Annotated in this window: 6 protein-coding genes; 2 read left to right on the forward strand and 4 right to left on the reverse strand. The window is 68.7% G+C overall.

The annotated features are described in order from the left end of the window. Positions 1-971, forward strand: a 971-nt coding sequence (locus tag ACFQS7_RS30465; protein WP_380070906.1) for a Rieske 2Fe-2S domain-containing protein, incomplete at its 5' end; no start/stop codon positions are given. Between the two features lie 25 nt (positions 972-996). Further along, the gene (locus ACFQS7_RS30470; RefSeq protein WP_380070907.1) at positions 997-2,031 is read left to right on the forward strand and encodes an alpha/beta fold hydrolase; all 1,035 of its coding nucleotides are present in this window, start codon (positions 997-999) and stop codon (positions 2,029-2,031) included. A gap of 69 nt (positions 2,032-2,100) precedes the next feature. Here ACFQS7_RS30470 and ACFQS7_RS30475 read toward each other — a convergent pair whose 3' ends face one another. From ACFQS7_RS30475 to ACFQS7_RS30490, 4 genes are all read right to left on the reverse strand, one after another. Beyond that, complete coding sequence (locus tag ACFQS7_RS30475; protein WP_380070908.1) at positions 2,101-2,670, reverse strand: hypothetical protein; 570 nt, start codon at positions 2,668-2,670, stop codon at positions 2,101-2,103. Positions 2,671-2,683: 13 nt separating this feature from the next. After that, complete coding sequence (locus ACFQS7_RS30480) at positions 2,684-3,676, reverse strand: Bug family tripartite tricarboxylate transporter substrate binding protein (protein WP_380070909.1); 993 nt, start codon at positions 3,674-3,676, stop codon at positions 2,684-2,686. Continuing rightward, positions 3,673-4,878, reverse strand: coding sequence for an aminotransferase (locus ACFQS7_RS30485; RefSeq protein WP_380070910.1), 1,206 nt, complete (start codon positions 4,876-4,878; stop codon positions 3,673-3,675). Before ACFQS7_RS30485 ends, ACFQS7_RS30480 begins: the two co-directional genes overlap by 4 nt. 611 nt (positions 4,879-5,489) lie before the next feature. Further along, the coding region (locus ACFQS7_RS30490; RefSeq protein ID WP_380070905.1) for a transposase at positions 5,490-5,605 on the reverse strand (116 nt) is incomplete at its 5' end.

Genomic DNA, 5,605 nt, shown 5'->3' on the forward strand with positions numbered 1-5,605 from the left:
GCCCGGAGCCGCGCGAATTTAAGGTCGTCGCGCGCCTTGAGGAGCTGGAGGAGGACCGGCCACGCAAGGTGGTGCTGCACGACGCGGAGGAGGCGCGCGACGTGCCGGTCGTACTGGTGCGCCATCGTGGGCGCGTGCACGCGATGGGCGCGCGCTGCTCGCATCTTGGTGGGCCGCTCGACCAGGGCTGGGTGCTGAACGGACAGCTCGTCTGCCCTTGGCACGGCTCTCGCTATGCGCTCGACAGCGCGGAGCCGACCTCCGGTCCCTCCATTTGCGCGCAGCCGCGCTACGAGGTGCGGCTGCGCGATGGGACGGTCGAGATCCGACGCGAGCAAGAGATGGGAGACTCACGCGCGCTCTCAGGCGGCGAGGGGCCAGGGCCCGCCAACGACCACCATGGCCCGGGCAAGCGTGCGGACGAGGTACTGGTTGCGCACCACGACCTCTTCCGCGAGCTGCTCGCGCGCATCGAGGGGATGGACCGCGAGGACCCAGAGCGGCGCGACCTGTTGCGCGTACTGGCCGCCGAACTCGACATGCACGAGCAGATTGAGGATCACATTTTCTACCCGGCCGTGGCGAAAGTGAGCCCCGATGTGCCGATTGCCCATTCTGAGCACCGTCAGCTTACCGATTTACTGGCCAAGACGATGAAGCTGAACACAGCGACCGTGCCCTTTGAGGAACACCTGCGCGCCCTACGTGTGGCAGTCGAGCACCATGCCGGATCGGAGGAGCAGTCGATGTTTCGCCACGCGCAGCGGCTTGGCGATGCGAGGCTGCGGGAGCTAGGACGGGCACTCGAGCGGATGCTGGAGAAGCTGCGCGGATCGCAGACCCGCCGGCTGTACCGTGACCTAAAGATCGGCCTGCTGGAGGGCGCGCAAGCAAGGAAGCGCCGCCTCAAGGCAGCGGCCCCTTCAAAGTTTGGGCCTGCGTCCCACCGCCGCTCGCAGCCATTCGGCTGACCCGCTGCGCACACGAAAGACAACCATGACCCTCTTTGCGGCATCCAAGACTAGCTCGGCCGGCACGGTCGCGCTCATCTGTGCGGCTGGCCTGGCGACCCTCGCTATCGCCAACCAGGTCGCGGCGCGCCGAGCGGAGCGCAGGCACCCGCCCAAGGGTTCGTTCCTTGTGGTGGACGGCGTCCGGTTGCACTACAGCGACCGGGGTGAAGGCCACCCCGTCGTGCTGATCCACGGCAACGCCGTAACTGGGGATGACTGGAACACCAGCGGGGTCGCCGAGCTCCTGCTGCGGACGCACCGAGTGATCATCTTCGACCGTCCCGGCTTCGGATACAGCGAGCGCCCGCGCGGGCACATGTGGACAGCCGCCCAGCAAGCCGAGCTGCTCCACAAGGCGCTGCAGCAGTTGGGCGTCGAGCGGCCGGTGGTGGTTGGCCACTCCTGGGGCACACTCGTGGCCCTTGCGCTCGCGGTACGCCACCAGGCCGATACGGCTGGCCTCGTGCTGCTGTCCGGCTACTACTTCTGGACACTGCGGCCTGACGTGCTGCTGGTCGTGCCGGGCGCGCTCCCCGTACTGGGCGACGTGCTGCGCTACACCGTCTCACCCCTGCTTGGCTGGCTTCAGATGCCGCTGCTCAAATGGGCGATGTTCTCGCCGGCCCGAGTGCCAGCGCGGTTCCAAGCCGAGTATTCGTCCGCAATGGCGCTACGACCCTCGCAGATCCGCGCGACCTCAATGGACGGCGCCCTCATGATCCCGGGCGCGCTCGCCTTGCGCGAGCACTACAAGGGATTGACCCTACCAGTGGTTATCATGGCGGGCGATGGCGACAAGGTCGTCTTCAAGCGGAGATCCGAGCGGCTCCGGGCCAGCATTCCAGGCAGCGTTCTGCAGATCGTCAAAGGGGCAGGACACATGGTCCACCATCTTGCGGCACGGCAGGTGGCGCAGGCTGTTGAGAGTGTGTCCACAGTGGACCTCGCGCAGACCCCTGTCGACGCACAAGCCGAGGGTTTAGGCCGGGTGCGGACGATACTGCCTGATGCCGCGTGAGAGCTGAGGATTGGGCATGCCTTTGTCGATGGCGGCTACGATAGGCACGGCGCCGGCAAGACGACAGGCTTATTTCCGGTCAGAAGTGGGGATGCCTCCGCTCGGCATCGCGCGCTCGTCGCTGGGCCAAGGCTGTTTGGCAGGAGCATCGCCGAAGGCTCCATTGATGGATCCAGGCACGACAACATCGAAGGGCAGCGTCAGCGTGGCGTTAAATCCGACCTCGGAATAATCGACCTTGATGGCACCGCCGAGGTCATGGCGCAGTTGCTGCTCAATGAGCTTAGACCCGAAGCCGGTCCGCCCGTTAGGGGCCCGAACAGGCGAGCCTCCCTCTTCAGTCCAGCGCAGCACGAGGTGTGCTGCCGTGTCGCCGCTTTCCGCCGACCAAGCGACTGCGACCCGTCCACGCTCCGCCGACAGTGCCCCGTGTTTTGCCGCATTGGTCGATAACTCGTGCAGCACCATGCCGAGCGCCAATGCAGCCTTCGGCCGCAACCGTATTGGCGGCCCATTTACCGTCAGGCGATCTGTCCCTTCGACGTAGGGCTGCAGTTCCTTCAGCACCAGATCTTGCAGCGACACCTCACTCCAGCCGCCTAGCGAAACCAGCTCCTGCGCCCTGGGGCTGGCGACCATCAATTCAGAATTTCTAATCCAGCCGTGCCCCCGACTGTGCGACTAGCCCGCGCCACACCGGAATCTCCAGCCGGATCTTGTCCGCCAGGGCATCCGGGCTCGCCGAGGTCTCCGCCACGAACCCCGCCGTCCGCAGCCTGTCCTTCAGCGCGGGGTCGGCACCTGCGGCCCGCACCGCCGCATGCAGGCGGAGGATCACCTCCGGCGGCGTCCCGGCCGGCGCCATCACCGCCTCCCACGCCCCGATATCGAGGCCGCCAAGCCCCAAATCGGCGAACTCCGCCATTCCCGGCACCGCCGGCAGCGCCAGGGCGCGTGATGCGCTGCCGACCGCGAGCGGCAGCACCGCTTGCTGCTCGATGAGCGGCATAAGCCCCGGCATCAGCTCGAACATCAGGTCGATCACGCCGGCCTGCAGGTCGGCAACGGCTGGAGCACCACCGCGGTAGGCGACGTGCAGCGCCTCGATCCCCGTCGCTTTCTGCACCGCGGCCATCGTCAGATGAGCGGTGGTGCCGGGGCCGGCGGTGCCGTAGCGCAGCGCCTCCGGGTTCGCCTTCGCCCAGGCGACCAGGCCCCGGAAGTCGGCCCAGCCGTTCCGCTTCGCGGCCTCGAGATTGACCGCGCAGACCACCGTCCCCGCACTCGCCTGGCTGACCGGGGCGAAGTCGCGGTCGGGGTCGAAGGGCAGCCGCGTGTAAAGCGACTTGTAGGCACAAAGCGTGGTCATGCCGATCACGCCGAGCGTGGTGCCGTCCGGCAGGGCCCGCGCCACCGCCTCGGCGCCGACGATGCCGGCGGCGCCGGAGCGGTTGTCGATCACCACCTGCTGCCCGAGTTCTGCTTCCATGCGCTCCGCGTAGAGCCGGCCGACGAGATCGACGGCGCCGCCCGCCGGGTAGGGGACGATGAGGCGCACCGGCCGACCACCGGCGATTGCGGCTGCCCGTGCTGGTGCCGCTAGGGCGAGCCCGGCCAGCGCCAGCCCGCGTCGTGTCGTCGTCATCGGCCATCCTCCGTCATCGCCCGCAGCCGGGCGGGTAGTGCGGCGATCGCCGCTTCCCCGACGCCAGCGAAGGCCATGCGCAGGTGGCGCTCCCCGCCCGGGCCAAAGGCGGTCCCGGGCAGCGTGACCACGCCCTGCATCGCCGCCAGGGCTTCTGCCGCCTGCGCGGCGGAGCGCATCGCTTCGGGGATGCGGACCCAGGCGAAGTAGGCGCCCAGCGCCTCGATGCGCCATGCCGGCGCCTGCCGCAGCGCGGCCGAAAAGGCGGCGCCGCGGCGCGCCATCGCCGCCGCATTGCCGTCGCGCCAGCCACGCAAGGCCGGGACAGCCCAGGCGAGGGCAGCCTGCGGCGGACGCGGTGCGCAGATCTGGATGTTGTCGACCGCCTTGATCAGCTCCGCGCGCAGCACCGGGCCGGCCACGACGGCACCGGCGCGGTGTCCCGGTATGCCGTAGGCCTTGGAGAAGGAGTAGAGTTGAACCACACGGTCGCGCCAGCCGGGCTCCGCGAACAGCCCGTGCGGAGCGCCGGCTCCGGCTGGCAGGAAGTCGCGGTAGGTCTCGTCCAGCACCAGCCACAGCCCACGGTCGCGGCAGAGCTCGGCGAACCGCGCCACCAGAGCCGGCGGTATGATCGCGCCGGTCGGGTTGTTTGGCGTGACGAGCACGATCGCCCGGGTCCGCGCACCGATCAGCGCCGCCGCCCGGTGCGGGTCGGGCAGCAGCCCGTTGCCCGCATCGCAGGGCAGCGGCTGGCTGCCGACGCCCCGCAGCGCGAGCGCCATCGGGTGGTTGAAGAACCAAGGCGCCGGTAGCAGGACAGCGTCGCCGGGGGCGGCGATGGCCGCCATGGCCAGGGTGAAGCCGAGGTTGGCGCCGGCGGTGATAGTGACGTCCGCCGCCGCCACGTCGCCGCCGTAGAGGCGCCGGGTCTCGGCGGCGAAGGCTTCGCGGAGCGCCGCCTCGCCCTCCAGCGGACCGTAGCCGGCAAGGGCAGGGTCGGCCCCCGCCTCGCCCAGGCGCCGCAGCAGGCCGGGGTCGGGCGGCGTGTCGGGCACGCCCTGTGTCAGGTCGATGACGGGCGCCTCCGGCCGCACGAGGTAGCGCGCCGCCCAGGCCCGGCAGGCGGGGATCGGTGGTGCGTCCACGGCGGTTGCGGTAACGGCCAGCGGCGGCGGGGCGTGCAGGGTATCGAACGGCATGCGGGTGCAACACCGTGGCGGGCAGCGGGATGCATCGGCGCAAGCGCTGCAGCCGCAGCCCACACATCCCGAAGAGTGTCATTTGAACGAATTGGCCTCACCGACCGGATGCGGACCAGCCGCCTTGCCCTCGCCAGGATGGCCGAGGGCATGGACTTCCCTGCCTAGCATGGCGATCGGCTCCATGACGGAAATCCACTCGGCGTGGATGGAGAGGCTGGGCCAGGCGACACAAGCCGAGACGTAGATATCGCAGCAGTTTCTGCGACAGACTGCTGAGCAGCAGCGGCAGTTTGCCATCAGTGCGATGCGGAGCTGAATGGAGCACAACGATCGCGTCATGCAGATCACCGTAGGCATGGTGCAGGCGGGACTTAGCGCCTTTTCAAGTCGCACCACGGCCGGCTCTGCAGATCGCCGGAGCGGCCAGTAGCATCTAGCCCGTGCTATCTGCCGTTGGGTGTTGGAGCGGAGTGGTACAATTATGACGGCGTCGAAGCTAAAGGCAAAGCCACCCTGAGGATTGCTCCCCAGGGTGGCTTTGCCTCAGCGGTTAATCGTACCAAGCGAGCGGCTGACTGCCGTGCCGCGAGGATTGGCGCTAGGGCCTGTTAGCTCCTGAGCCAATCGAAGGTGGCAGCGAGGGATAGGACGCCGAGGAATGATCGGGCGGTTTTCTCGTAGCGGGTGGCCACGGCGCGCCATTCCTTGAGGCGCGCCCAGAGGT

The sequence above is a fragment of the Dankookia sp. GCM10030260 genome (assembly GCF_042666655.1).
Taxonomy (GTDB): Bacteria; Pseudomonadota; Alphaproteobacteria; order Acetobacterales; family Acetobacteraceae; genus Paracraurococcus.

Excerpts from the sequence above, each read along its gene's own strand:
- ACFQS7_RS30475 (WP_380070908.1), bottom strand. The coding sequence starts at position 2,670 with ATGGTCGCCAGCCCCAGGGCGCAGGAGCTGGTTTCGCTAGGCGGCTGG.
- ACFQS7_RS30485 (WP_380070910.1), bottom strand. The coding sequence starts at position 4,878 with ATGCCGTTCGATACCCTGCACGCCCCGCCGCCGCTGGCCGTTACCGCA.
- ACFQS7_RS30470 (WP_380070907.1), top strand. The coding sequence starts at position 997 with ATGACCCTCTTTGCGGCATCCAAGACTAGCTCGGCCGGCACGGTCGCG.
- ACFQS7_RS30480 (WP_380070909.1), bottom strand. The coding sequence starts at position 3,676 with ATGACGACGACACGACGCGGGCTGGCGCTGGCCGGGCTCGCCCTAGCG.